The following is a 24,083-nucleotide window of genomic DNA, read 5'->3' on the forward strand; positions in this document are numbered from 1 at the left end:
CAATGATTTTTATGGTAATTGTTATAGCTTTAGGTATATTCTTTTTAACACTGTTATTTAGTTTTATACCCGTAGGGCTATGGATTTCTGCTTGGGCAGCAGGTGTTAAAATAGGTTTATTTAACCTAATAGGAATGCGTATAAGAAAAGTAATTCCAGCTAGAATTGTCAACCCCCTGATAAAAGCTACTAAAGCAGGATTAGATTTACAGATTGATAAATTAGAAGCCCATTATTTAGCAGGAGGTAATGTCGATAGAGTAGTTAATGCTTTGATTGCTGCTCAAAGGGCAGACATTGATTTAGGGTTTGAAAGGGCAACTGCTATCGATTTGGCAGGTAGAGATGTATTACAAGCTGTACAGATGAGTGTTAACCCTAAAGTTATAGAAACCCCAGTTGTAGCCGCTGTGGCAAAAGATGGTATAGAAGTAAAGGCAAAGGCCAGAGTAACAGTAAGGGCTAATATTGATCGCCTTGTTGGTGGAGCTGGTGAAGAAACCATTATTGCCAGGGTTGGTGAAGGTATTGTAACAACCATAGGTTCTGCTCAAACCCATAAAGAAGTTTTAGAAAATCCAGATGCAATTTCACGGACTGTTTTAGACCGTTCTTTAGATGCAGGTACTGCTTTCCAAATACTATCTATCGATATTGCTGATGTCGATGTAGGTAAAAATATTGGAGCAGAGTTACAAACAGATCAAGCTGAAGCTGACAAACGTATTGCCCAAGCTAAAGCTGAAGAAAGAAGGGCAATGGCCGTTGCTTTAGAACAAGAAATGAAGGCAAGGGTTCAAGAAATGAGAGCAAAAGTTGTAGAAGCTGAAGCTGAAGTACCTAAAGCTATGGCTCAAGCTTTAAGGGAAGGAAAAATTTCTGTTATGGATTACTATCAGTTAAAAAATATAAATGCAGATACAAACATGAGGGAAGCGATTTCTAGAGGTTCTAAAGAAGAAAAAGGAAGCTAAGGTGAAAAATTATGGAGCTCATAATATTCCTGATCTTCACTGTGGTATTTAGTTTAATTAAAAGTTTAATTGATCAAGATCAAAAAAATAAAGGTAAGCCAATATTAGAACCTAAATATGAGAAATTTCCTGTTGAACAGCAAAAATCTAAAGCTGTAATCAATAAAGAAAAGTTAATATCTAAAAAGATAGAAAAACCTATAAAAACTACAACTACTCATAATCTGACAATGACAGTTAAAGAAAATAAACATGAGGAACAATTTTCAAATAAAAATTTAGAGTTAAGTTTTGAACATGATGATATAGTTAAAGGGTTTATTATGTCTGAAATCCTTGAGAATCCAAGATTTAAAAAACCTTATAAATTCCGCTAATATTTAGTTATACCTCCTTCTATTTTGGCATATTGTTAAAATAGACAGGAGGTGTTTTTTTATGTCTAAAAGAGGTGATAAGATAAAGCTAGGTTTGGCGGAATTTTTTGATATACCAAAAGATATTATCCTTAATTTACCCCGTATAATAATTATTGGACAGATACAAATTTATATAGAAAATCATCAAGGAATAAAAGAGTTTAGAGATGATTATGTAAAAATTGATTTGCCCCAAGGAATTTTGGAAATTAAAGGGAAAAACCTACTATTAAGAAATGTCTATAGCGATGATTTGCTTTTGGATGGGGAAATAACTTCTATTAACTTTATTAAATAGGTTGGTGATAAAATGTTTTTAATACAACTTATGAAAAAATTAAAAGGGTATGTAACGGTCAAAGTGATGGGCAAAAAGGGTGAGAGATTTATTAACTTAGCTATGAGGATGGATGTAGAACTTTGGAATATAAAAAGGGAAAAAGACTACTTAATATTAAATTTATCTATAGCTGGATACAGGAAAATGTGGCAACAATGTCGAAAGGAAAATATACCTATAAAAATCATTAGAAAAAAGGGAGGGCCCTTTTTATTACATAAACTTAGAAAAAGAAAAGTATTTTCAGTAGGATTAATTCTGTTTATTTTAGTAATCTATATTATTTCTTCTTTTATTTGGTTTGTTGATGTAACAGGCTTGGAAACTATAGACTATAACCAGTTTTCTACCTTTTTAAAAGAACAAAATTTAAAGGTAGGAACCTTTAAATATTTTATAGATACTGAAAAATTAGAGCAAAATATAAAATTGGCATTTCCACAAATCGCTTGGGTATCAATTAATGTTAGAGGAACACAAGTTTTAGTGGAAGTTGTGGAAAAAGAGGGAGAAGAAGCTACAGAAAAAGGGCCAGCTAACTTAATAGCGGTAAAAGATGGAGTAATAACAAAAATTTTAGTATTATCAGGGCAACAAGAAGTAAATGTGGGAGATACTGTTGCTAAAAATCAATTACTAATTTCAGGTCAATTATTTAATGAAGAGACAAGGACCCATATGTTAGTAAGAGCCTTCGGTATTGTAGAGGCTAGGGTTTGGTACGAAGGTTATGGAGAAGCATTACAACAAGAATCTTTGTATAAAAAGACGGGAAATTCAGTAGCAGTAAAATATATAGAGGTATTTGGCAAAAAGATAAGAATTTCAAAAAAAAATATCCCTTATGAAAAATACTCAAAGGGAATAACTGTAAATAGACTAGCAATTAAAGACTCACCTTTACCATTTAAAGTGGTAATTGAAAGGTATTATGAAATTAAAGAAGAAAAAAATAAATACAATATTACTCAAATGGAAAGATTAGCAAGGGAAAGGGCTATAGAAAATGCTATGAAAAAAGTGCCTGATGGGGTGGAAATTGTAAATAAAACTGTTAATATAATAGAGAGAAGTGGTAAAATAGTAAGAGTAAAAGTTATTTTAGAAACAATAGAGGATATTGGCAAGATACAAAGAATTAATTATTAATTAACATTCAAGGAGGCATGACTTTGACAGAATTTACTTATAACATTAAAATTGAAGATTATACTATTTTTAGGGAGTTAAATACCCAAAATGGTAGTTTCTTATTAAAAATTGAAGAAAAAACAAATGCAATAATAAATCTTAACAGTAATGGAATAATCATAACAGGAAAAAATCAAAGGGAAATAGATAAAACTAAAAAGTTAATTGAAGATTTAATTAAACTCATTCAGTTAGATGGTTATTTAGATGAGCAAAAGGCAAATTATATTTTAAACATCGATGAAAAGGGTGAATTAAAGGTAGTGGAAGAATTACAACAGACAATTATAAGGAATTTTAAAGGAAAAAATATTAGACCTAAAACGTTAGGACAAAATAGATATATCCAAGCAATAGAGAAAAATCATATAGTTTTTGGTATTGGTCCAGCGGGTACAGGTAAAACTTATTTAGCTATAGCCATGGCGGTAAAGGCTTTAAAGGAAAAGAAAGTAAGTAGAATAATCTTAACCCGTCCAGCTATTGAAGCAGGGGAAAAATTAGGTTTTTTACCAGGGGATTTGCAAGATAAAGTAGATCCATATTTACGTCCCCTCTACGATGGTTTAAATGATTTGTTAGGACCAGAAGTCTTCCAACGTTATATGGAAAAAGGTATAATAGAAGTAGCTCCCTTAGCATATATGAGAGGTAGAACTTTGGACAATTCATTTATAATTTTAGATGAAGCTCAAAATACAACTCCAGAACAAATGAAAATGTTTTTGACGAGATTTGGTTTTGGTTCTAAAGCTATAATAACAGGAGATATTACCCAAATTGATTTACCTAAAGGGAAGTTTTCAGGTTTAAAACAAGTGGAAAAAATTTTAAAAAATATTGAAGGCTTGGAATTTATCCATTTAACTGAATCAGATGTAGTTAGACATCCAATAGTTACAGCAATAATCCAAGCATATGAAAGTCATTAGATTCTAACTTTAATTTATAATAACAATTGATATAATTAGATATGAGGTGGGGGAAGTGTTTAACCTAAAAAGATTTACCGTTAAAAGTTCCAAATTTTTACAGAAATCTAAAACTTATCGTTATTTAATATATTTTGGGGTATTTATCACTACCTTTTTCTTATTAGCTGTTGGGTTAATACCCCCTAAATATTCTTTGGAAGTTGGACAGGTTTCACCAGAAACTATTTATGCCCCTAGAACTGTCGTTGATCCTTACCTAACTAAATTAGCGGAAGAGGAAGCAGTAGCAAATGTTCCTGATGTATATGTTCACGATCAAACTATTACTAACCATGCCCTAAAAGGCCTTTCTTCTATTTTTGAAAAAATAGAAGAAATTGCTTTGGAATCTGATGAAGAAATCAGAAGGGGCTTATTTGAGGCTTTACCCGATTCATTACAACAGGAAACAGCTTTAGAAAAGCTTGCAAATTTACCGGATAATTCTAGGGCCCTTATTTATAATAAAATTTATGAAGCTGTTGAAAGGTTGTTAAATCAAGGGATAAAAGTAAATACTTTAGAGAATGCACAAGATAATTTAAAACAAGAAGTTAATACTTTAACTACTGATTTAGAATTAAGGGAATACCTTTATACATTAAGTTCTGAATTTTTAAAGGTCAACTTAGTTTACTCAGCAGAAGCCACTGAACAAAATCGGAGAGAAGCCAGAAGGCTCGTAGAAGAAGTTAAAATCCTAAAAGACTCTAAAATAATTGATAAAGGGGAAGTTGTTACAGAACATCACATCAAGCAATTAGAAGCTTTAGGTTTACAAAAAACTTCTAACCAGGATTTAGTTTTATATTTAGGAATATTATTATTAACTCTAACGATTTTTGCTGTTATTGGTGTTTATTTATATTTGTATCAGCCAGATGTGTACTATAATTCCCATAAACTCTTACTTTTAGGTTTAATATTGTTAATAACTTTGATTTTAGCTAAAGCTTTAAGCTTTTTTTCAATATATTTAATTCCCATAGCATTAGCACCTCTATTAATTTCTATTTTGTTTAATAAAGGTCTAGCCACAATGATGACAATAGTTTTAGCAATTTTTGCTAGTATTATTGTAGGAAATGAGTTTAAATTTATAGTACTAGTTTTGGTATCTGGTTTAGTGGCTATATTTACTACTAATAAAGTTAGTCAAAGGTCAGATTTAACTAGAGCTGGTGCCATAATTTCAGGTGTCAATGTTATTATATTAGTATCTATTTCTTTATTAACCGGTTCCTTTGGGGGAACATCTACTATGATAAAAAACTTAATAATGGATATAATAATGGGAATGTTAAGTGGGTTAATTGCTAGTATTTTGGCTATTGGGATATTGCCTTTTTTAGAAAATGCCTTTAGCCTGACTACTTCTATAAGACTTTTAGAATTAGCAAATCCTAATAATGGAGCATTAAAGCGTTTATTAATGGAAACTCCAGGGACATATCATCACAGTATTATAGTAGGTAATTTAGCTGAAGCGGCAGCAGAAGAAATAGGGGCAGATCCTATTTTAGCAAGGGTGGCAGCTTATTATCACGATATTGGTAAAGTAACAAATCCCTATTATTTTATAGAAAACCAGTTAGGGATTGAAAATATCCATGATTCTATGGAGCCAAAAGAAAGTGCGAAAATTATAATTGACCATTTAAAACAGGGTGTTGAATTAGGTAAAAGCTTTGGACTTCCCGGTATTATCATTGATTTAATCAGGCAATCCCATGGAACTACTAAATTGGAATATTTCTATCATAAAGCAAAAGAGCTATATGGTGAAGAAAATGTAAATGAAGATGATTATAGGTATCCAGGACCTAAACCTCAAACAAAAGAAGCAGCAATTCTAATGTTTGCAGATTGCATAGAAGCTGCGGTTCGCTCTATTAAGCAACCAACGAAAGAGAAAATATGTCAAATAATTGAAGGAATTATAAACAATAAAATTGCTGATGGGCAGTTAGATCAATGTCCTATAACTTTTTATGAGATCAATAAAATAAAGGAAAAATTGACAAAAGTTATAATGGGAATTTTCCATCAAAGGATCCAATATCCTAATAAATAAAGGAGGAATATAAAATGTTATATCCAATAATCGAAGAAATAGAAGGAATAGAAATCACTGCAGAAATAGAAGAGTTAATCAATAAGATATGTCGGCAAGTGGCTGAGGAAGAAGCAATAAACGGGGAATATGAAGTTAATATTATTTTTGTAGACGATCCTTTTATTCAAAACTTAAACTCTAGATTCAGAGGGAAAGATTGCCCGACAGATGTGTTATCTTTCCCCTTTGATACCCCCGAATTTTTAGGAGAAGTATATATTTCACTAGAAACCGCTAAAAGGCAGGCAGAGGAATATAACCATACATTAACAAGGGAAATAGCTTTTTTAACTGTTCATGGTCTATTACATTTGTTAGGCTATGACCATAATGATCAACCAAATGAATTAATGAGAGAAAAAGAAGAAAAAATCTTATCTAGTTTAGGAATTGTAAGGGGGTAAAAATTTGGAAATTAAAAAAGTGCTGCATAGTTTTATATATGCAGTGGATGGAATCATATACAGTGTTAAAACTCAACGGAACATGAGAATCCATTATGCTGTAGCCTTATTAGTATTAACTATGGGGTTTGTGGTTCGTCTATCTAAAATTGAATTGGCGGTACTTTTTTTTACTGTTTCTCTAGTAATTGCTATGGAACTAATAAATACAGCTATTGAGGCTACAATTGATTTAATTACTGATAAATATCATCCTTTAGCAAAAATAGCTAAAAATGTTGCGGCAGGAGCAGTATTAGTATCTTCAATAAATGCTGTAGCTGTTGGCTATGTTCTGTTCTTCGATAAATTTGATAAACTAACCTTTACTATCATTACTTCTATTCAAGAAGTTCCCCTTTATCTATACAATTCATTAGTTGGAATACTTTTATTATTAATTATTGTTTTTAAAACCTTTATCTCAGATTTTAAAAACCTTGGATTACCTAGTGGTCAAACAACAGTTGCCTTTGCCTTTGTCGTTGCTGTATTATTTTTATCCGAAAATCTATTTCTAACAATGTGTAGCATAGCTATCGCTTTAATGATTGCCCAAAATCGCATGAATAATAACCGGCACTCATTGATTGAAGTTCTTTTAGGTGCAGTTTTGGGAATTTTGTTTGGAATTATAGGGTTTGTGGTATTACTTTAACTTTTATAAAGGGGGCTAAAAGGATGTATACTAGAAAAGTAGATTTAAAGTTATCTATAATTGCTGTAATGTTAATTTTGGTATTTGTTATTAATACCTTTTTATTATTAACAAACTTTGTAGAAAAGGGTCAAAGTTTAAAGACAGCTAAGGAATATGCCCAAACCATAGTTGATTATTACCAAAAAGTTGCAAAGGATGCAGGGGTTTACTCAAATTCAGCGGTTCAGAATGTTTTGGCAAGATTTATGTATGAAATTAACTTAGCAAATAGTAATGATGAATTAGCTAGGGTAATTGTTAATTTAGGTAATGAAACCCAAAATATTATTAGGAGAGAAACAGAATCAAGGCAAGCCAATATAATTTTAGCGATGGTAAGTTCGGATTATAATTTAAGTTCTATTGTTGAGCCTATGAGAATAAGTATTTCTTTCAATACACAAGGGGATATTATATTTAATGACGGTGGATTACTATCCCAAGCTGTAAAGGACGAAATTTCTGAATATATTCATAGCATCCCTATCCTATGGGAAAGGGTAATTGAGATGGAAATTGAACACGGAACATCTCGTTTAGTAACACCTAGGTCAAGTGAAGAAAAGGAACAAAGGCTTAGAAGTGAAATTGATATGTTAAAGGCAGAAATAGAAAGTTTGAGAATAGCCACAGGATATGCAGAAATGACAGGAGAAGGATTAATAATAAAATTATATGATAATCCCAATGTTTATGGAAATATTTCCCCTTATATTATTCATGATCTAGATTTATTAGATTTAGTTAATGAACTTTTTAGTTCTGGTGCTAGAGGAATCGCCATAGATGGCAGAAGGCTTACAACTACTAGTTCTATACGTTGTGTTGGTCCAGTAATTCACGTAGATCATGAACCTATAAGGGTTGAACCTATTGAAATCCATGTGGTTGGAAATCCAGAAATTTTAAAAAGTGGATTATCTCTCTTTTTTAGAACTAGGTTTGATCCTAGAGGTATAAAATACGATGTACAAATTGTTGATCAAATAACTTTACCAGCATATTCAAGGAGGAGATAAAATATGGAAGAAAAAGTAATTAAAAAACTTATTGATGAAGCTAAAAAAGCCATGAATAATGCCTATGTCCCTTATTCTAATTATCCAGTAGGAGCAGCATTACTTACTGAAGATGATCAAATAATAACAGGTTGTAATGTTGAAAATGCTTCTTATGGTTTGACTAATTGTGCAGAAAGAACTGCTTTGTTTAAAGGTGTTTCAGAAGGTATACGGGATTACAAAGCTATTGCCATTATCTGTAATGGTAAATTAATAGCATCTCCTTGTGGCGCTTGTAGGCAAGTAATTGCTGAATTTTTAGAACCAAAAGCTCCAGTTATTTTAGCTAACGAGTATGGGGAATATCAAATAACCACAGTAGAACAATTACTTCCAGGTGCCTTTACACCTAAATCCTTGAAGGAGGTCAACAATGTTTAAGTCAGGATTTGTTTCAATTATAGGTAGACCTAATGTAGGTAAATCTACTTTACTTAATAATTTACTAGGACAAAAAGTAGCTATTACCTCAGATAAGGCACAAACAACAAGGACTAAAATCCATGGGGTATTGACGGGAGAAGATTATCAAATAGTGTTTATCGATACTCCAGGAATTCATAAACCTAAACATAAACTTGGAGAAGCAATGGTTAAAGCAGCCAAAAGTTCTACTTTAGATGTAGACGTCATTCTCTTTATCACAGATATTTCCCAGCCAGTAGGCAGAGGAGACCAATTTATCTTAGAAGGTTTACAAAAGGTCAAAACACCTGTAGTATTAGTGGCAAATAAAATTGATCAAACGGTGGAAAAAGATGCAAAAGAAAGGATAGCTCAGCTTACACAGTTATTTCCATTTAAAGATGTAATTGCCATTTCCGCTTTACAGGGAGTTAATACCCAAGGTTTAGTAAAATTAATTTTAGAATTCTTTCAAGAAGGACCGAAATACTATCCAGATGATATGATAACAGATCAACCAGAACGGGTAATTGTCCAAGAGTTAATTAGAGAAAAAATATTAGAATTAACTAGAGAAGAAATTCCCCATGGAGTAGCCGTTGAAGTTGTTCAAATGACTACAAAGGGAGATAATTTACTAGATATATCTGCTAATATTTACGTTGAGAGGGAATCCCATAAAGGGATTATTATTGGTAAAGGCGGAAAACTCCTTAAAGAAATAGGGAAAAGGGCCCGGATAGATATGGAACATTTTTTCAACAGTAAAGTTTATTTAGAACTATGGGTCAAAGTTAAAAAGAATTGGCGGGATTTACCGGGAGCATTAAAAGAATTTGGTTTAGATAATAATGAATAAGGGGATACTATGCTTTATAAAACTACAGGTATTGTGATAAAAACTTTTCCCTATAGTGAAGCTGACATGATAGTTAGGATTTTTTCTCAAAAAAAAGGGAAAATGGATATGTTGGCAAAGGGAGCTAAAAAAATAAAGAGTAAATTAGCATCAAGTGTCCAACCATTTACCTATGGAGAGTATACATTTTTCCAAAAAAACTATAATCTTGCTGTATTAAGGCAAAGTGAAATTCTTGCCAATTATAAAAATATAATTTCTAATTTAAAACTTACCTTTATGGGTTATTACATCTGTGAGTTTATTGATTATTTTCTCCCAGAAAATCAAGAGCATCCTAGGTTCTTTGCTTTAACAGTCAAGACTTTAGAGTTTATTAACACTTTCCCAGACCAAAGTCATGCTATATTTACAGCTTTTAAAATTAAAGCTATCTCCATGATAGGCTTTACCCCTACATTGACAAGTTGTGTCAAATGTGGTTTTAAAGGAGATGATTTAAAGTTTATCTTTAGTATTAAAGAAGGAGGTCTCCTTTGCAGTAAATGTGTTCCAGAAAATAACATGTTTTTGCCTAAAAATGAAATTTTATTACTAATATTTTTATTAAAATCCACCTATGAAGAAATATTAAATGTAAATATAACACCAGATAAGTTAAAAACAGTGGAATCTATTATCGGAAAATACATAAACTATCATTGTGAAGGACATGTATTCAAGAGCGAAGGTTTATTAAAAAACTTACCATAGGAGGGATTTTAATGGATGAATTACGGAAAGTTGACATTATTAGGGAACGGGTGGGCTGTAGTTACAAAGCTGCCCACGAAGCTTTGGAAAAAGCAGATGGAGATGTTTTAAAGGCTATCATAGAATTAGAAGGTAAGGAAAAGGTTTGGAGGGAACAAATACAAGTTACCGGTGGAGAATTGGTAGAAAAAATTAAAGAAATAATTCACCAAGGAAATGTAACAAAAATAATAGTAAAATCAGGAGATAAAACTATAGTAGAAATACCTGTTACTGCAGGAGCTATTGGGGTATTATTAGCACCTCACTTAGCCATTTTAGGGGTACTGTCTGCCTTAATAACTAAATGTACTATAGAAATTGAAAGAAAAGAAGATAAATAAATTGTCTAATTAATCCTTGATTGTTGGCAAAAAAAAGAATATAACTTGTTTTCGAAAGTTAAAAAAGAGAAAAAAGTCTGTAAGCCCTTTAATATCAAGGGTTTACAGACCTTCATATTTACGAGACGTTGTTTCTTTTACCCTAAAAAATGAGTAATATAAATTATTTTTTTGTTAACTTAAAAATTTTTTTCATTTCTTTAAAAGGAATTATTTCATAATCTGTATTAAACCCAAAAACTTCATGTAAATCATCGGTAAAATCAGTCCTAGTATATGTTGGAGTATAACCATCACCATAAATCTCTAGGAAGTTCATATCTCTTAGCCCATCAATTATTTGGCGACATGTATATTTGCCATCTAACTTATGCTCAATCTATCTATAGATGATAAGAGCAATAAAACAAGTAGTAAAGTGGGCTCTTTATAAAAAACACTTTCTTTATGAACATCTTCATCTAAAGAAGAAATATCATAAGTTTTGTTACTGTCACTTAAAAACCAACCCTTTGTATCTAAAACTCAATCTTTTAAATGTTTTTTAAGCTTTTTAATAGACTGAGTTGTAATAAAAGCCCTGTCACCCTTACTATTAAACCTTCTATTACTTTCAGAAGCTAAACCAGCATCAGTAGAAACAATAAATTTAGAAAGCTTAAAATCAGATAATATTTTTTCCTCTAAAGGTTTCAAAGTAGTTTGCTCATTGGTATTCCCTTGATTGATATTAAAAGCAAGGGGTATACCATTTCCATCCATAAATAATCCCATTTGCACGATAGGATTAGGCTTATGTTCCTTCGAGGCACCATATTGTTTAAGTCCAAACTCTTGCTCAATCTCAAAAAAATAATTTGTGTTTTTTTACTAAAAAAAGCCCTGTTTTCAAAACTTTTGAGATTAGTATTTACTTTTCAACTGTCAAAAACCCGTATCATTTACATGGAGAAGCCCACATGGTAGCCTGTTGAAGAGGCAGGACTTATCATTAGGCTGCCTTTAAGGACTAGTACCTTGTGGGCAGAGGCTCCATGTCAATGACAAATCGGGTCAAGAACTCATAATTTATTTTAATTAAATGCGATAACTTTGTTGACAAACACCGATCTTTATGATAAGTTTTTAACTAAGAATTATGAAAATTACAATTTCAAAGATTTTTATTTACACTAACACTATCTGATAGTATTTTTTCTAAACTGGTGGTCAAATATTATCAGCCATTGTGCACCCATAGATACTGTAGAACCTTATAGTTTTGAAGAAACAATCAGTGAGTAACCTCGGAAACTAAGGCTAAGAATCTTAATTAAATGCTAATAACATGTTAAAAAATATATATCTAAATGTCTAAAGGTATTACTAAAAAATGGCATGTTAAGCTAACCTATACTAAACAAACAGACGGTTATAAGAACAGAATGAATATGGTATTACAGCCCATCTACCCCATTCCTTTTTTGTACAAGAGAGATTTGGGATGTAATAACACGCTTTCAAGAAGCCATGACAATTAAAGATATTTTGCATCAGTATCCTTTTCCTTAGGACAAGATATTTTCCTTGCACTAATAAATATGGAAGTTAATATGCGAAAGTTGACTTAGTTAATAATAGTTAGCCGGCAACTATTGTTATATAACAATTAAGAGGAGGAAATTAAATGACAAGGGGAATAAGAGTTTTTGTCTTAAGCATTCTACTTGTTTTTATTTTTAGTTTAAGTGCTTCAGCTTCTGAGGTCTTTGTGAGAAAAGATTATTTAGCGACACCTAAGGGCTCACGTAGTTATTCGGGACAATATACGACAGGACCTTTGGGAGTGAGAACACATTGGAGATTCAATGCTACACTTCAAAATAGTGGCTATGCTTATCAGATAGGTCTTGAAAGATTAACAGAGGGACGATTTGTTTGGAGAGGATCCTCTGATCATAGGAGTTCGCTTACAATAAAGCTAACAAAAACAACAATAGCTTCTGCTACAGAAACTAGTACAATTTCTAGTAAACTTGGGCTAAGTATTCCAGTAAATGCTTTGAAAGTATCTGGTGAAATAGGTGGTAGTAGAACAACATCTCAAACCTATACTGTTACAAGTACAATAACACATGCTCATACACTTAATAGAACATCACCTGCAGGTAGATATTCATTAAAACACACAGTGTATGCTGACAGATATAGGGTAAATACTGATAAAAGAATCCTACGAGTCTGGAGAAGTTATTCTACAAACGATCAAATATATAGGTATCATACTACAACTGGAGACATAGATATCTGGAGACATAATTTGTAACTACTAACAGTCAAATAGGTGGATACATCACCTATTTGACTGACTTAAGGAGGAAAAATCTTGAATAAAAAGGCTATTATAAGCATCTTATTAGTTGTTTTTATTATATTGGGATTATGGAATATAAGGGGTGATTCAAAGAGAAGTGAGGCAGAAGGAGACCTTGAATTCTTCGGTGGAGAGCTAATGAGTATAGAGTATGTAATTTTAGATGATTTTGCATACTTTGGCTCTGTATTGATAATAAATCAAAGAATAGACAAAATGGATGTTATTGGAATCAACGGCACAAATATCGATGGCACTAATTTTAGTTTTGAGCTTAGTGATTTGTTGGATACATACAAAGGATTTTATATATATGATTTTCGAATAGATATTGTTGATTTAGATGAAAATGAAAACTTTTTTGAAGTTAAATCTGTGGATTTAAAAATAAATAACACTGACTTAAATTTTCCATTGAATAAAGTGATTTTTTATCGTACTAATAATATTGAACAAGGCAATCTATATGGTAAAGATTTTTATATTGATGGTGCGCCTGTTACAAGGAATTGGGATACAGAACAATTATCTTATAGGATTTATACTAATAAGGCTATAGATATTAAAAATATTTCCTTCACTAACCAAGATATACAAGCAGAAAATCTTAGATTTTTTAATGGTGTAAAAGTTACTGAGAATGGACTTATACCTGCTGAAACTGAAGCCCAGTTTTCGTTTGATTTAGTGAAAACTAAAAACATTAATAATAATACATTTTTGTTTACTGATATAATTATAGAGTATATAGTAGTTGATACAGGGGAAAAATTTTACTCTCATGGTCCCATGTTATTAAAGATAGGGGATATTAGCCCTGAAAACATAATGAAATACATCGATAAAAGGTAGGGGATACCGTGAAGAAAATAGTATTGTATATTATAATATTCATTCTCTGTACTTCTCTAATGCTAATTCTAGTCTTTACAGCTTCAGGCGGGTTAAGACAAAAAAATAGATGGTCAATCCAAGACGAAGGTATAACTGAAAGGTTATTATATACCCATTACACAGTATTTAGAGGAAATATTACTAATCATATTTCAAAAAGTGGGATTGTTGTCCCAAGTAAAGATAGTTTGAAGCAAATTGCTATCGATACTTCTAATACAAAACCAGACATTAAATTTGTAGTAGGCGATAGATTCTCCATTGGCGATGTGTTGTATACTATGGGTGATAGAGAATTTACTAGTAAGGATAATGGATGGATCTCGCAAATTATTCATAATAAAAATAGAACAATAATTGAGTACATTGATTTTAGCGATTATTATATCTATACATTTATAACACAAGACGAGGAACGACTTATAAATCAAGGAACACAAGTGAAAATTATTGGAAGTAATGATTTAATCTTAGATGGTGAAATTATATATATTTCACCTGAAATTTTTGACGGTGAACTAGAAGTGAAAATAAGATATCAAGGAGACTTTTTGCCTGGAAGTCAGGTAAAGCTAAACTTTATTTTAGAGGAAAGAAAGGATGTGAAACTCATTGAAAAAGAGGTATTAAAGAGGGATGAAAGAGGTACATACCTAGAAAAACTCTCAGAAGAGGGTTTAATAACGAGAGTATATATAGACGTAGGAATAGAAGATGAGAATTATATCGAAATACTGTCTAACAATGTTAACTTAGGAGATGAATTTATTTTGATTACTAATGAATTTGATGGAGCCAGATATTTGGAGCAATTGCCATGATTGAGTTAGTGGGAATAAACAAGTCTTATCCTCAAAAGAAAGATGTTCTTAAAGATATCAGCTTAAGAATTCCAGAAAAGAGTTTCGTATCTATTATGGGTAAATCTGGCTCTGGTAAGACGACACTACTAAATATATTAGGTCTTATAGATTCATTTTCTAAAGGTAAATATCTTTTCTACGGAAAAGATATATCTAAATTAAATAGTTCTCATCTAGCACATGTTAGAAATCAAAATATTGGCTTTGTGTTTCAAGCATATAACTTAATTCCAGGAATGTCAGTATATGAAAATGTAATGCTACCTCACCTATATTCAAGGCAAAGAATTAATCAAGGGCATATAGAGAGAATACATTTTCTTTTAAAGCGGTTTAATCTCACAGATTTAAAAGATAAAGATGTAAACCTATTATCAGGAGGAGAAAAACAGAGAGTTTCTCTATGTAGAGCTTTAACATTAAACCCAAACCTTATAATAGCGGACGAGCCTACAGGGAATTTAGATAATGAAAATACTCAAATAGTTATGGATTATTTCAAAGAATTAAATATGGATGGTAAAACGATTATTATTGTAACTCATGACATAAATGTAGCACAGCAAGCAACTACAAGATTTTTTCTTGAGGAGGGAGTCCTTCTCAAATGAATAAAGCTGTATTGTATATAAGAACATGTTTATTATATATAATCAAGAATAAGGTGAGGTTTACACTGACAGTAAGCGGAATGGTTTTGGCTTGCTTTCTATTAACTTTTGGGTATGTTTTTATTGATAGTTATTATGAAAGCAACTTTACAAGAATAAATGATTATAAGAGAACTAATTCTATTGTGGTTACTGGCCAAATGGATATTACCACGATGAATAATATTAATAATTTAGTTGGTGGTACTTATGCTTCATATCAGCGTGTGCCAGGGTCATATATTATATACAGTTCCAATAATAAAAATATTAATGTTGAAATTATACTAACAAATGCTAATTTTACAGATTTTTTAGTACCTGTTGAGGAATTATCTTCAACCACTTATTTTAAAACTTATTTAGTTAAAGGTAGATCTATTGAGTTAGAAGATATATTAAATGGTAACAGGGTAGTTGTAATCGATTCAGTTTTAGAATACTTATTATTCGGAGATCATGATTCTATAGGTAAATACCTCTATATACCTATCAGAGAGTTTAGTAATAATTTTTCATCACTTAGGTATGAACCATTGCAGATAATAGGGGTTATTGAAGCATCTGATGATTCAAAACAAAAGTACTACGAATTTAATAAAAATTCAAGTCAGATAAATACAGTTTACAATGGAAGGGTTTTTGTCCCATATTCAATTGATCTTTTTTCTAACTATGATGATATGGAAGCTTCTTCAAGGTTTATTTCACTTGTTTATAGTTATCTACCTAATTATGAAGCAACTTTTACTGCCTTGGATACGTATTTAAGAGATTATAACCATTCAGTTAGTGCTCACTCCTACAAATCTATTTATAGAGATATTGAATTCGAGTTAATTGAGACTAGGAAAACCCTATATTTGGGTGTCTTATTAATAATTATTTTTTCTGGAATTTGTATAATGAATACAATGTTTTTCTCTGTTAAAGAGAGGATTAACGAAATAGGTATAAGAAAATCTTGTGGGGCTTCGGATGAAGATATAGTTATACAATTTATTATTGAGGGCTTACTATACGGAATAATTGCAGCTATTATAGGGATTTTTTTAGCCCTTGTCTTGGTATCACTTGTCATAATTTACTTACAAGAAGCTGGTTACTATGCTCTTTTACTTGTTATAAAGCCTAGTTCTATATTGATTTCGCTATTGACATCTCTTGTTATTTCTCTTATAGCAAGCATAATCCCTGCAATTTATGGATCAAGGATAAAGATAGTCGATGCCGTACGATTTGATTAAAATGAGGGTTGATATATAACTTTATTAGGGTATTGACGTGTATTGACCTTATTCTAAATAGGTAATATTTTGGATACCTAATTTCCTAGGCAAAGCCCAGCACTGGATATCTAAATCTGAGTCAACTCTATCCTTAAAATATATTAAAAGCTGATAGAAACATTTTTACCATACCTTAAGTGACTGAATCCACCTCGTAGAAATTTCCATGGTAGTTAAGTATAATATATTTTTTAAGGCTCTATTCCACCTTAAGAGAAAGACTAAACCCCCACTTGTAGAGTTGGCACCTAATTTTTACCAAAAATGGTCTGCCGCACTGTATAGCTTATTTTTCATACAAAAGTTTAGTCCTTTTTCAATAGTATCAGTTGTTTGATCTTTTATTGCTTCTTTGATGATTAACAATTGATCTCTTATAAAGAATAAATAATTTTTAATCCTTGATTGTTGGCAAAAAAAAGAATATAATTGACTTAGGTGAATAAATGTTGAGTATTGGTGCCTCGTTAGAGGAGAATAGGGAATCAGGTGCAAAGCCTGAGCGGACCCGCCACTGTGATGGTTTGGCCATATCATACCACTGTTAGGAAAATAACGGGAAGGGATATCGGCCTTATACCTAAGCCAGGAGACCTGCCAATACTTAAAACTTTTTCCTTTCGGGGGCAGAAGGAAAAGGTAAAGTTATTCATGACTTCAACTGCCCAAAAAGGGCAGTTTTTTTATGGGCCCCTAATTAAATTAGGAGGGATTTAAATGAAAAAATTATTGACACTGGTAATAGTATTTTTTCTTACCCTTACCTTAGTAGCCTGTAGTAAAGGAGAAAATCTACAGCAAACTGAAAATTTTAAAATTGTATCTTTAGCACCCAGTAGCACAGAAATCGTTGCAGCTTTAGGAAAATTAGAGAATTTAGTTGGTGTATCGGATTTTTGTAACTATCCTGAAGAAGTACTGAGTATAGAAAAAGTAGGAAATGCCTTTAATGTTAATTTTGAAAAAATTGTAGGGTTACAGCCAGATTTAGTATTGTTGATGAATGAAGGAGAAGTAGCAGATAGGTTAAGGGAATTAGATATCCAAGTACTTATACTTAATCCTACAACAATTGAGGAAATATATGAAGATATTTTAAAGGTAGCTGAAATCTTGAAAGTTGAGGAAAAAGGACAAGAAATAGTAAATAAAATGAAAGATGATCTAAAGAAAATACAAAAAGAAACCCTTGAAGAAAAGCCAACTGTATTCATCCTCTTAGATAGCACAGCTTTTTGGACTACTGGTAAAGGAACTTTTTATAACGAAGTTATAGAAAAAAGCGGAGGTATTAATATAGCGGCAGAAGAAACTGGTTGGTTAGAATTTTCAGCAGAGAAATTACTAGAACTAGATCCAGATGTGATATTATATACATGGGAACCATCGGAGGAATTAACTTCTTTACCAGTGTGGCAAAACTTAACTGCCGTTAAAGAAGGAAGAACATACCTAATCGATGGTGATTTGACATCAAGACCTGGTCCAAGGATTGTTGAAGGGATAGCTACTATAGCTAAAATTTTAAAGGGTGAGTAATTTGAAAAAAACTTATTTATTTACCATAATAATTCTCTTTTCAGTATTAATATTGGGGGTAGCCTTTGGAGCAACCCCCATTTCTTTAAGAGAAATATTCTTAAACTCGAATACAACTTATTATGTTATTTTATATCAAATGAGAATGCCGAGGGTAGTTTTGAGTATGTTGGTAGGTGGGGTATTAGCTGGTTGTGGAGTAGCTTTTCAAAGTATTTTAAAAAATCCATTGGCAGAACCTTATACTTTAGGGGTTAGCAGTGGAGCAGGTTTAGGCGCTACTCTAGCTATGACATTTTTGGTTAATTATAGGATTTATGGCTTATCCACAATTACTTTCTTCTCCTTCCTCTTTGCTATATTTACAGTTATATTGGTCTACTTTTTAGCTAAAAGTCAAGGTTCCTTAAATCCTTTAAATCTCATCTTAGCTGGAGTTGTTATCAGTTCAACTTTTTCCGCATTTATATCTTTTATAATGATCTACGCCGATGACAATATACGGCAAATCTTTTTTTGGTTGATGGGTAATTTACAAAGGGCATCATGGGATAAGCTTAAGATAATTATAATTCCAGCAGTCATTGGCTTAATATTAATAGCACTAAAGCTAAAAGAATTAAATCTTTTGCTTTTGGGTGATGAGGAAGCGGCTTCCTTGGGGGTAGAAGTAGAAAAGACAAAAAAAATCATTATCCTTGGAGCTACTTTAGCCACTGCCTCTGTGGTTTCTATAAGTGGGTTGATCGGGTTTGTAGGACTTATTGTACCCCATACTTTAAGGTTAATTTTTGGAGGAGATAACCTAAAAATATATCCTCTATCAATATTATGGGGAGGTATATTTTTGACTTTAGCTGATCTAATTGGAAGAATAATTCTAGTGCCTAGGGAAATTCCTGTAGGGATAATTACGGCATTAACTGGAGGCCCCTTTTTCTTATTTTTACTAAAACAAAAGGCAAAGAGGGAATGACATGGGTGAGATAATAATTAAAGATTTAACAGTTGAAGTAAATAGTTTAAAGATCCTCGATGATCTAAATTTTACCTTTGAAAAAGGGAAATTTTATAGTATTATAGGACCAAATGGCAGTGGTAAAACAACCCTCATTAAGTCTTTAGGAGGTTTAATTAAACCTAAAAGGGGAGAAATATTAGTCTACAATGAAAACATTCATTTAATGGATGGGAAAAAACGGGCCGGCATCATCGCTATGCTCCCTCAAAATATCCATATCGATACATCCTTTACCGTTAAAGAAATTGTGGAAATGGGTAGGTATTACCAAAAACCTTATATTTTTCAAAATTTGACTAAAGAAGATCAAAATATTATCAAATGGGCTATGGAGCAAGTAAAGGTTGAGGAATTAGCAAATAGACAATACAATCCTTTAAGTGGAGGAGAAAAACAAAGGGTTTTATTAGCTAGGGCACTAAGTCAAAGGGCAGAAATTTTCTTATTAGATGAGCCTACTGCTAACTTAGATATTAACTATCAACTAGAGATCTTAAAATTATTAGATGAACTTAATAAGAAATTTGGTATAACTATCATAGCAGTCTTACATGACCTTCAATTAGCAGCAAAGTTTAGTGATGAAATTTTGTTAATGAATAACGGCAGAATTTATAAACACGGTGTACCAAGTGATGTAATTACCAAAGATACCATCAAAGAAGTATTTAAAATCACCTCTAATATTTACTGGGATTCTTTTACCAATGATTTTACCATCAAGGCGGTGGATTTACTCTCAATTGATGATAAAATTAAGATCCATGTAATTGCAGGGGGAGGTAGTGGAGTACACATTTTAGAGTTATTCGAAGGAAATTATAATAATCTATCTTTAGGAGTAGTAAATAGAGAAGATTTAGATTGGAAAAAAGGGAAAGAACTTAATATAAAAGTTGTAGAAATTCCTCCTTACTCTAGTATAGATCTTATAAGTCATCAAGAAAATTTGAGGTTAATCGATGAAGCTAATTTAGTAATATTATGTAATACCCCCTTTGGACATGGTAATATTAGAAATTTAGAAGCTGTACAATATGCCTTAAATAAAGGGAAAAAAATCATTGTAATTGGAGATGAAAATTTTCAACAGAGGGATTTCACAAAAGATAAAGGGGCAATAAAGATATTCAATAATATTATCAAAGGACAAAAGGTGTATTTTGCCAGGAATGTTAATGAACTGAGAAATTACTTAAAGGGGGAAGAATAAATGGAAACTGGGTTAATCCAAGTCTATACTGGTAATTCTAAAGGTAAAACAACTGCAGCACTAGGTCTTGCCATAAGGGCAATAGGCCATGGTTTAAAAGTAAATTTTATACAGCTTATGAAAGGCAGTAATTATTATGGAGAATTGGTTACTATCCATCGGTTATATCCTGATATAGTCCATGCCCAATTTGGCAGATCTTGTCCTAATAGTGGAAGTATTAAATTGGGGATCTCTAAGTGTACAGGTTGTGGCCGTTGCTTTATCAGAAAAGGTGAGGATATTACGGAAGATAAAAAAGAAATGGAAATAGCTTATGATTACATTAAAAAACAAATTAAAGGTGGCCAATTTCATATAATAATCCTAGATGAAATTTTAAATTGTATTTACTTTGGTTTGATTACAGAGGAAGAAGTGTTAGATCTTTTCCGGATAAAACCTCCCCATGTAGAGTTGGTATTAACAGGTAGAAATGCTCCGGCAAGGATAATTGAAGAAGCTGATTTGGTGACTAATATGGAAAGTATTAAACATCCCTTTGAAAAAGGAATTAATGCTAGAAGGGGGATTGAATATTAAAAAAATATCTAGTAAAATATGCTAAGATAGGTTAAAATAAGAGAAGAACAACAATTATAGGAGTTGTACGTTTAAAATGGAACACTATTTTAGTAAAAATCCCGGTGTAAAATCAGATAAAAAAACTTTTAGATATCAATTTAAAGGAGAAAATATCCTATTTAATTATGACCATGGTGTTTTTTCCATGGGTAAAGGGGATAGGGGAAGTGAAATTTTAATTAATACATTTATAGATAAAAACCCAAGCCTGGAAAATGAGGAGATTTTAGATTTAGGAACAGGCTATGGGTTTATTGGTGTTATCCTAAAAAAGTATTATCCCCATATTAATTTAACAATGAGTGATATCAATTTAAGGGCTGTTGAACTTGCTAAGGAAAATATTAAACAAAATTCCTTAACTGCAACAGTTTTACAAAGTGATGGATTTGAACATATTTCTAAATCTTTTCATTATATATTATTTAATCCACCTATCAGGGTTGGAAAAGAAAAGGTTTATGAGCTTTTAAATTCCTGTCATCAGCATTTATTGCCAGGAGGAGAATTGTGGATAGTCGTAAGGGTAAAACAAGGAGCCAAATCTATGGGGAAATATTTGCAATCTATTTTTAAGGGAGTAGAGACAGTTGAAAGGGAAGCAGGTTACCATATAATTAAAGCTATCAAATAATTTTAATTGGTAAGCCGGAGTTTTCCCCTTTTTCTTTGTTTATTATCAGATTTTTACAATATGTTGGAGTGAATTAAAATGGACCCCTTTGAAATTATGGAAAAAAATTTCCCTAAATTAATTAAAATATTAACTTATTTAGGTATAATGATAATTGTAGTTCAAATACTCCTAAGTAACCCTACCATCAATAGGATGTTAGTACTTATAACCAGGTTGGAGGGTAGATAAATGAAAGCTATAAGAGGAGCAACAACGGTAGAAATAAATAGAGAAGAAGATATTAAATTAAGGACTATTGAGTTAATGGAAAGGATAATTAAACTAAATAGTCTAGAAATAGAAGATATTATTTCAATAATTTTTTCTGTAACTGAAGATTTAACTGCCTTTAATCCTGCCACAGCTTTTAGAGAGAGATTTGGGGGGGATATCCCTCTTTTTTGTGTACAAGAAGCTAAATTTCAAGGGTCGCTAAAATATTGTATCAGGGTCTTAATCCATTGCAATAAAGAAAATGTTAAACATTGTTATTTACATAATGCCCAAAATTTGCGGCCTGATTTGGTCCAAAATGGAATTTCCTAGGAGGTGTATCCCTTGTTAATAATCCATAACTTTAAAAAATATAAAGAAGAATATAATGAAATAATCGGCATAATTAAAGAGAAGGGGGAAGGATACACCGAAGAAGTTAAAGGGGATTTAGTCTATATTACTTACACTTGTGGTACTGAACTTAAGAAAATCCCTTGGGAAAGGTTTCAAGGTATCCAAAAGGCTGTCCCCTTAGATAAACCATATCACTTAGTAAGCAGAGATTATCAAGAGGAAGATACAGTTATAGACATTAATGGGGTAAAAATAGGAAAAGAAAAGGTTATCATTGCCGGACCATGTGCTATAGAAAGCGAGGAACAATTAGAAAGGATTGCTGCTTTTTTACATGAACAGGGAGTTAAAATTTTAAGGGGAGGTGCTTATAAGCCCCGAACATCTCCTTATAGTTTTCAAGGATTAAAGGAAGAGGGACTAATATTACTTCAAAGAATTGGGAAAAAATATAATATGGTTACCGTTACTGAAGCGGTAAGTTTACACACCCTAGATAAAGTAGCCCAATATAGTGATATTATCCAAATTGGAGCAAGAAATATGGCTAACTATGAACTTTTAAAGGCGGTGGGAAAATACCAAAAACCAGTGTTACTTAAAAGGGGGATGGCTTCTACAATTGAAGAATTTTTAACTGCAGCAGAATATATTGTATCAGAGGGCAACAAAAATGTAATTTTATGTGAAAGGGGTATAAGGACTTTTGAAACTTATACTAGAAACACCTTAGATTTATCCGCTGTAGCAAGTATTAAAAAATTATCCCATTTACCGATAATTGTAGATCCTAGCCATGGCACAGGAAAATGGTTTTTAGTAACCCCTATGGCTAAAGGGGCATTGGCATGTGGTGCCGATGGGATTATGGTGGAAGTACATCATGATCCACTAAAGGCTTTATCAGATGGTGAGCAATCTTTAAATTTTATTAATTTTAGAAATCTAAAAGAAGAAATAGCTATATTTATGTGAGGAAAAAATCAGAATAAAAACTGAAATATTTTAAAGGATATTTAATTATTTTGTCGAAAATATATCATTGTGTTGATTTTAGGTTTTAGAAAAATAGGGAGGGAGTTTTTTAGTGAAACCCATAAAAATAGCCATAGACGGTCCGGCAGGTGCAGGGAAAAGTACTGTGGCAAAAAGGCTAGCAAAAGAACTAGGATATTACTATATTGATACAGGTGCAATGTACAGAGCATTAACTTTCAAAGCTTTAAAGAAAAAATATAATATCAATGATGAAGATAGTTTAAAAGAGTTGTTAAAGAAAACAACTATAGAAATAAGAAAAAATGGTTGTTGTGAAAATCAAATCTACATCGATAATAAAAATGTAACCTATGAAATAAGGCAACCTGAAGTTTCTAACCATGTTTCCATAGTAGCAAAATCAAAACATGTAAGGGATTACATGTTAGATTTACAAAGGAAAATGGCAAGTCAAGGTGGCGTTGTGATGGATGGTAGAGATATTGGTTCTGTAGTATTACCCAACGCTGAAGTAAAATTTTTCCTAACAGCTTCTTTAGAAGCAAGGGCTAAACGGAGACAGCAGGAATTAGAGAAAAAGGGATATTACAGTGACTTAGAAACCATTGCTGAAGAAATAGCCTTACGGGATAAAATAGATCAGGAGAGGGAATACTCCCCGTTAATTCAATGCCCTGATGCTATTTATATAGATACATCTAATTATACCGTTGATGAAGTTGTTGAAATACTAAAAAAAGAAATTGAGAAAAAGTTGGCAGAAAATTAGGTGAT

27 protein-coding genes, 1 pseudogene and 1 riboswitch are annotated in these 24,083 nt (G+C 31.8%); of the genes and pseudogenes, 27 read left to right on the top strand and 1 reads right to left on the bottom strand.

What is annotated here, in order from left to right; all coding sequences use genetic code 11:
* Nucleotides 1–2 precede the first annotated feature (2 nt).
* The 13 genes from floA to BMX60_RS01450 all read left to right on the top strand — a co-directional run bounded on the left by floA (nt 3) and on the right by BMX60_RS01450 (nt 10,618).
* Nucleotides 3–974 carry a flotillin-like protein FloA gene (gene floA / locus BMX60_RS01390; protein WP_423230151.1) on the top strand — a complete coding sequence of 324 codons (972 nt, stop codon included), beginning with the start codon at nt 3–5 and terminating at the stop codon, nt 972–974.
* 11 nt (nt 975–985) lie between these two features.
* Nucleotides 986–1,351, top strand: a complete 366-nt coding sequence (locus tag BMX60_RS01395) for a hypothetical protein (protein WP_091348251.1) — start codon at nt 986–988, stop codon at nt 1,349–1,351.
* Nucleotides 1,352–1,412: 61 nt separating this feature from the next.
* Nucleotides 1,413–1,691, top strand: a complete 279-nt coding sequence (gene yqfC, locus BMX60_RS01400; protein ID WP_091348254.1) for a sporulation protein YqfC — start codon at nt 1,413–1,415, stop codon at nt 1,689–1,691.
* Nucleotides 1,692–1,703: 12 nt separating this feature from the next.
* Nucleotides 1,704–2,882 carry a sporulation protein YqfD gene (gene yqfD, locus BMX60_RS01405; protein ID WP_091348256.1) on the top strand — a complete coding sequence of 393 codons (1,179 nt, stop codon included), beginning with the start codon at nt 1,704–1,706 and terminating at the stop codon, nt 2,880–2,882.
* A gap of 17 nt (nt 2,883–2,899) precedes the next feature.
* Nucleotides 2,900–3,856 carry a PhoH family protein gene (locus tag BMX60_RS01410; protein ID WP_091348258.1) on the top strand — a complete coding sequence of 319 codons (957 nt, stop codon included), beginning with the start codon at nt 2,900–2,902 and terminating at the stop codon, nt 3,854–3,856.
* Nucleotides 3,857–3,911: 55 nt separating this feature from the next.
* The gene (locus BMX60_RS01415) at nt 3,912–5,972 is read left to right on the top strand and encodes an HD family phosphohydrolase (protein ID WP_143055885.1); all 2,061 of its coding nucleotides are present in this window, start codon (nt 3,912–3,914) and stop codon (nt 5,970–5,972) included.
* Nucleotides 5,973–5,986: 14 nt separating this feature from the next.
* On the top strand, nt 5,987–6,418 hold the full coding sequence (gene ybeY, locus BMX60_RS01420; protein ID WP_207648372.1) for an rRNA maturation RNase YbeY: 432 nt from the start codon (nt 5,987–5,989) through the stop codon (nt 6,416–6,418).
* A 4-nt stretch (nt 6,419–6,422) separates the two neighbouring features.
* A complete protein-coding gene (locus tag BMX60_RS01425; protein ID WP_091348263.1) occupies nt 6,423–7,115 on the top strand; it encodes a diacylglycerol kinase in 693 nt (230 codons plus the stop codon).
* A 23-nt stretch (nt 7,116–7,138) separates the two neighbouring features.
* Complete coding sequence (locus BMX60_RS01430) at nt 7,139–8,176, top strand: DUF881 domain-containing protein (RefSeq protein WP_091348266.1); 1,038 nt, start codon at nt 7,139–7,141, stop codon at nt 8,174–8,176.
* 3 nt (nt 8,177–8,179) lie between these two features.
* Nucleotides 8,180–8,599, top strand: a complete 420-nt coding sequence (locus BMX60_RS01435) for a cytidine deaminase (protein ID WP_091348268.1) — start codon at nt 8,180–8,182, stop codon at nt 8,597–8,599.
* A complete protein-coding gene (gene era / locus BMX60_RS01440) occupies nt 8,592–9,482 on the top strand; it encodes a GTPase Era (protein ID WP_091348271.1) in 891 nt (296 codons plus the stop codon). Before BMX60_RS01435 ends, era begins: the two co-directional genes overlap by 8 nt.
* 9 nt (nt 9,483–9,491) lie before the next feature.
* Complete coding sequence (recO, locus tag BMX60_RS01445; protein WP_091348273.1) at nt 9,492–10,235, top strand: DNA repair protein RecO; 744 nt, start codon at nt 9,492–9,494, stop codon at nt 10,233–10,235.
* A gap of 11 nt (nt 10,236–10,246) precedes the next feature.
* Nucleotides 10,247–10,618, top strand: coding sequence for a DUF4342 domain-containing protein (locus BMX60_RS01450; RefSeq protein ID WP_091348276.1), 372 nt, complete (start codon nt 10,247–10,249; stop codon nt 10,616–10,618).
* A 163-nt stretch (nt 10,619–10,781) separates the two neighbouring features.
* Here BMX60_RS01450 and BMX60_RS12440 read toward each other — a convergent pair.
* Nucleotides 10,782–11,479: pseudogene (locus BMX60_RS12440) on the bottom strand (IS1634 family transposase); the annotation flags it as partial.
* Between the two features lie 805 nt (nt 11,480–12,284).
* On the opposite strand from BMX60_RS12440, the gene BMX60_RS01460 reads away from it, so the two are divergent.
* From BMX60_RS01460 to cmk, 14 genes are all read left to right on the top strand, one after another.
* Nucleotides 12,285–12,923, top strand: a complete 639-nt coding sequence (locus tag BMX60_RS01460; RefSeq protein WP_091348279.1) for a hypothetical protein — start codon at nt 12,285–12,287, stop codon at nt 12,921–12,923.
* 60 nt (nt 12,924–12,983) lie between these two features.
* Nucleotides 12,984–13,823, top strand: a complete 840-nt coding sequence (locus BMX60_RS01465) for a hypothetical protein (RefSeq protein WP_091348281.1) — start codon at nt 12,984–12,986, stop codon at nt 13,821–13,823.
* Between the two features lie 8 nt (nt 13,824–13,831).
* The gene (locus BMX60_RS01470; protein ID WP_091348283.1) at nt 13,832–14,686 is read left to right on the top strand and encodes an HlyD family secretion protein; all 855 of its coding nucleotides are present in this window, start codon (nt 13,832–13,834) and stop codon (nt 14,684–14,686) included.
* Nucleotides 14,683–15,339 (top strand): ABC transporter ATP-binding protein, encoded by a 657-nt coding sequence (locus BMX60_RS01475; protein ID WP_091348285.1) that lies wholly within the window; start codon nt 14,683–14,685, stop codon nt 15,337–15,339. Before BMX60_RS01470 ends, BMX60_RS01475 begins: the two co-directional genes overlap by 4 nt.
* Nucleotides 15,336–16,625, top strand: a complete 1,290-nt coding sequence (locus BMX60_RS01480; RefSeq protein ID WP_091348288.1) for an ABC transporter permease — start codon at nt 15,336–15,338, stop codon at nt 16,623–16,625. Before BMX60_RS01475 ends, BMX60_RS01480 begins: the two co-directional genes overlap by 4 nt.
* A 482-nt stretch (nt 16,626–17,107) precedes the next feature.
* Nucleotides 17,108–17,283, top strand: a riboswitch (cobalamin riboswitch).
* A gap of 101 nt (nt 17,284–17,384) precedes the next feature.
* Complete coding sequence (locus tag BMX60_RS01485; RefSeq protein ID WP_091348290.1) at nt 17,385–18,206, top strand: ABC transporter substrate-binding protein; 822 nt, start codon at nt 17,385–17,387, stop codon at nt 18,204–18,206.
* Nucleotide 18,207: 1 nt separating this feature from the next.
* Nucleotides 18,208–19,182, top strand: coding sequence for a FecCD family ABC transporter permease (locus tag BMX60_RS01490; protein WP_177159641.1), 975 nt, complete (start codon nt 18,208–18,210; stop codon nt 19,180–19,182).
* A gap of 1 nt (nt 19,183) precedes the next feature.
* On the top strand, nt 19,184–20,440 hold the full coding sequence (locus BMX60_RS01495; protein WP_091348295.1) for an ABC transporter ATP-binding protein: 1,257 nt from the start codon (nt 19,184–19,186) through the stop codon (nt 20,438–20,440).
* Nucleotides 20,441–21,022 carry a cob(I)yrinic acid a,c-diamide adenosyltransferase gene (locus BMX60_RS01500; RefSeq protein WP_091348298.1) on the top strand — a complete coding sequence of 194 codons (582 nt, stop codon included), beginning with the start codon at nt 20,441–20,443 and terminating at the stop codon, nt 21,020–21,022.
* A gap of 76 nt (nt 21,023–21,098) precedes the next feature.
* Nucleotides 21,099–21,698 (top strand): class I SAM-dependent methyltransferase, encoded by a 600-nt coding sequence (locus tag BMX60_RS01505; protein WP_091348301.1) that lies wholly within the window; start codon nt 21,099–21,101, stop codon nt 21,696–21,698.
* 78 nt (nt 21,699–21,776) lie between these two features.
* On the top strand, nt 21,777–21,929 hold the full coding sequence (locus BMX60_RS11970) for a hypothetical protein (protein WP_177159642.1): 153 nt from the start codon (nt 21,777–21,779) through the stop codon (nt 21,927–21,929).
* A complete protein-coding gene (aroH, locus tag BMX60_RS01510) occupies nt 21,930–22,286 on the top strand; it encodes a chorismate mutase (protein WP_091348303.1) in 357 nt (118 codons plus the stop codon).
* Between the two features lie 12 nt (nt 22,287–22,298).
* Nucleotides 22,299–23,285, top strand: a complete 987-nt coding sequence (gene aroF, locus BMX60_RS01515; RefSeq protein ID WP_091348306.1) for a 3-deoxy-7-phosphoheptulonate synthase — start codon at nt 22,299–22,301, stop codon at nt 23,283–23,285.
* Between the two features lie 112 nt (nt 23,286–23,397).
* On the top strand, nt 23,398–24,078 hold the full coding sequence (gene cmk, locus BMX60_RS01520) for a (d)CMP kinase (RefSeq protein WP_091348308.1): 681 nt from the start codon (nt 23,398–23,400) through the stop codon (nt 24,076–24,078).
* The last annotated feature ends 5 nt before the right edge of the window (nt 24,079–24,083 follow it).

The organism is Anaerobranca gottschalkii DSM 13577, from assembly GCF_900111575.1.
GTDB classification, from domain to species: domain Bacteria; phylum Bacillota; class Proteinivoracia; order Proteinivoracales; family Proteinivoracaceae; genus Anaerobranca; species Anaerobranca gottschalkii.

Coding starts and splice junctions, on each gene's coding strand:
- floA (WP_423230151.1), top strand. CDS start 3: ATGATTTTTATGGTAATTGTTATAGCTTTAGGTATATTCTTTTTAACA.
- BMX60_RS01395 (WP_091348251.1), top strand. CDS start 986: ATGGAGCTCATAATATTCCTGATCTTCACTGTGGTATTTAGTTTAATT.
- yqfC (WP_091348254.1), top strand. CDS start 1,413: ATGTCTAAAAGAGGTGATAAGATAAAGCTAGGTTTGGCGGAATTTTTT.
- yqfD (WP_091348256.1), top strand. CDS start 1,704: ATGTTTTTAATACAACTTATGAAAAAATTAAAAGGGTATGTAACGGTC.
- BMX60_RS01410 (WP_091348258.1), top strand. CDS start 2,900: ATGACTTTGACAGAATTTACTTATAACATTAAAATTGAAGATTATACT.
- ybeY (WP_207648372.1), top strand. CDS start 5,987: ATGTTATATCCAATAATCGAAGAAATAGAAGGAATAGAAATCACTGCA.
- BMX60_RS01430 (WP_091348266.1), top strand. CDS start 7,139: ATGTATACTAGAAAAGTAGATTTAAAGTTATCTATAATTGCTGTAATG.
- BMX60_RS01435 (WP_091348268.1), top strand. CDS start 8,180: ATGGAAGAAAAAGTAATTAAAAAACTTATTGATGAAGCTAAAAAAGCC.
- era (WP_091348271.1), top strand. CDS start 8,592: ATGTTTAAGTCAGGATTTGTTTCAATTATAGGTAGACCTAATGTAGGT.
- recO (WP_091348273.1), top strand. CDS start 9,492: ATGCTTTATAAAACTACAGGTATTGTGATAAAAACTTTTCCCTATAGT.
- BMX60_RS01450 (WP_091348276.1), top strand. CDS start 10,247: ATGGATGAATTACGGAAAGTTGACATTATTAGGGAACGGGTGGGCTGT.
- BMX60_RS01460 (WP_091348279.1), top strand. CDS start 12,285: ATGACAAGGGGAATAAGAGTTTTTGTCTTAAGCATTCTACTTGTTTTT.
- BMX60_RS01475 (WP_091348285.1), top strand. CDS start 14,683: ATGATTGAGTTAGTGGGAATAAACAAGTCTTATCCTCAAAAGAAAGAT.
- BMX60_RS01480 (WP_091348288.1), top strand. CDS start 15,336: ATGAATAAAGCTGTATTGTATATAAGAACATGTTTATTATATATAATC.
- BMX60_RS01485 (WP_091348290.1), top strand. CDS start 17,385: ATGAAAAAATTATTGACACTGGTAATAGTATTTTTTCTTACCCTTACC.
- BMX60_RS01495 (WP_091348295.1), top strand. CDS start 19,184: ATGGGTGAGATAATAATTAAAGATTTAACAGTTGAAGTAAATAGTTTA.
- BMX60_RS01500 (WP_091348298.1), top strand. CDS start 20,441: ATGGAAACTGGGTTAATCCAAGTCTATACTGGTAATTCTAAAGGTAAA.
- BMX60_RS01505 (WP_091348301.1), top strand. CDS start 21,099: ATGGAACACTATTTTAGTAAAAATCCCGGTGTAAAATCAGATAAAAAA.
- BMX60_RS11970 (WP_177159642.1), top strand. CDS start 21,777: ATGGACCCCTTTGAAATTATGGAAAAAAATTTCCCTAAATTAATTAAA.
- aroH (WP_091348303.1), top strand. CDS start 21,930: ATGAAAGCTATAAGAGGAGCAACAACGGTAGAAATAAATAGAGAAGAA.